The organism is Desulfofundulus sp., assembly GCF_049701015.1.
In the GTDB taxonomy this organism is placed as follows: Bacteria; Bacillota; Desulfotomaculia; order Desulfotomaculales; family Desulfovirgulaceae; genus Desulfofundulus.
On the sequence record NZ_JBNATZ010000380.1, the window covers coordinates 1 to 1,718 of the forward strand.

Consider the following 1,718-nt stretch of genomic DNA (forward strand, 5'->3'; position numbering starts at 1 on the left):
CTTGAGCGCAAAGGAAGCAAAACGGGTGTTCGTTATGGAACAGGTTCTTACCGGTGCCTCAAATTCCTCGTGTTTCGCCAGACTATGAAGATATCCCGGTCTGCTCAGGAGGACCGCGGCTGAGCTTCCTGTATCCATGTAAATTCTTCTTGCCAGCGGGACCGGATACAGGTAAAATAGGGTAAGGTAAAGTGCCCGGGAATAAGTTTTTCAGGGCAAACCAATACTAGCTTCAACTGAAGATTAATGAGGGGGAGAAAGAAGTTGCGGGAAAAAGTTGAGGAAGTTCTCAATAAAATACGCCCTGCACTGCAGCGGGACGGCGGCGACGTAGAACTGGTGGATGTTGGTGCCGATGGTGTGGTGAAAGTCAGGTTGAAAGGTGCCTGTGGCGGTTGACCCATGTCCACCTACACCCTTAAAATGGGGATTGAGCGGTCGCTCAAGCAGGCAATCCCGGAAGTTAAAGAAGTCATTCAAGTTTAAAGCCGGAAAAAGAACCTCTGCAAAAAGCAGGGGTTTTTTCTATAAGAAGGGGTGGTTCGTGTGCAGCGGTACAGGGTAGCCGTATGCCAGATGACTATAGTCCGGGAAAAAGAAAAAAATCTTGTACGCGCCCGGGAAATGATTGCCCGGGCTGGGCAGCAGGGAGCCAGACTGGTGGTCCTGCCGGAGATGTTCAACTGCCCTTATGTAGCCAGCCTTTTCCCCATGTATGCTGAAACTTACCCGGACGGGCCCAGTATACAAATGCTGTCCCGGGCAGCCCGGGAGGAAGGGGTTTACCTGGTGGGCGGTTCCGTGCCGGAACAGGATGGCGGCAGAATTTATAACACCAGTTTTATTTTTTCCCCGGACGGGCGGCTGCTCGGCAGGCATAGAAAGATGCACCTTTTTGATGTACAGCTGGCCAGCGGGTTAACGGTTAAGGAGTCCAGCACTCTCAGTGCAGGAGATCAGGTTACGGTCATTCCCTCCGAACTGGGGGGGCTGGGTGTGGCCATTTGTTATGATGTCCGTTTTCCCGAACTCATGCGGTTGATGGTGTTAAAAGGAGCCCGGCTGGTTGTGATCCCGGCGGCTTTTAACATGACCACCGGCCCGGCCCACTGGGAGCTTATTTTCCGCATGCGGGCCGTTGACAACCAGGTCTATTTCATCGGGGCGTCGCCAGCCAGGGATCCCATGGCGCCCTATGTGGCATATGGCCACTCTCTGGTGGTGGATCCCTGGGGCAATGTGATAAGCATGGCCCGGGAAGGGGAGGAGATTATCTACGCTGAAATAGATCTGGATTTAATTGAGAAGATCCGTTCGGAACTGCCTTTGTTACGCCACCGGCGTACGGATATCTATGCTCTGGAGTTGCTCGCCCGGTAATCGCTCTGGTAGAATAGTAGAGAATGGGGTGAGCATATGTTAAGTTTTGGCATTATAGGCCTGCCCATGGTGGGTAAGACGACCATCTTCAACCTGGTTACCGAGAGCGGTGCTCAGACTTCAAACTTCATGACCGGCAAAACAGAGACCAATGTGGGTATGGCCCGGGTGAGGGACCCCCGGGTGGATTTTCTCTCCCGGCTGTACAACCCCCGCCGCACCATTTACGCTCAGGTACAGTGCAGTGATGTACCCGGCCTGGTGCGGGGAGCGAGTGAGGGCAAAGGGGTGGGAAACCAGTTCCTGGAGGGGATCCGGGGGGTGGACCTGCTTGTGCA

General features: G+C 54.0%; 3 protein-coding genes. All 3 read left to right on the forward strand.

The annotated features are described in order from the left end of the window. The first annotated feature begins 264 nt into the window (after positions 1-264). Positions 265-486: a NifU family protein gene (locus ACPLUI_RS14620; protein WP_013821630.1), complete on the forward strand. Its 222-nt coding sequence runs from the start codon at positions 265-267 to the stop codon at positions 484-486. Between the two features lie 60 nt (positions 487-546). After that, positions 547-1,380: a carbon-nitrogen hydrolase family protein gene (locus tag ACPLUI_RS14625; protein WP_424660970.1), complete on the forward strand. Its 834-nt coding sequence runs from the start codon at positions 547-549 to the stop codon at positions 1,378-1,380. Positions 1,381-1,416: 36 nt separating this feature from the next. Continuing rightward, positions 1,417-1,718, forward strand: a 302-nt coding sequence (locus tag ACPLUI_RS14630; protein ID WP_424660971.1) for a GTPase, incomplete at its 3' end; no start/stop codon positions are given.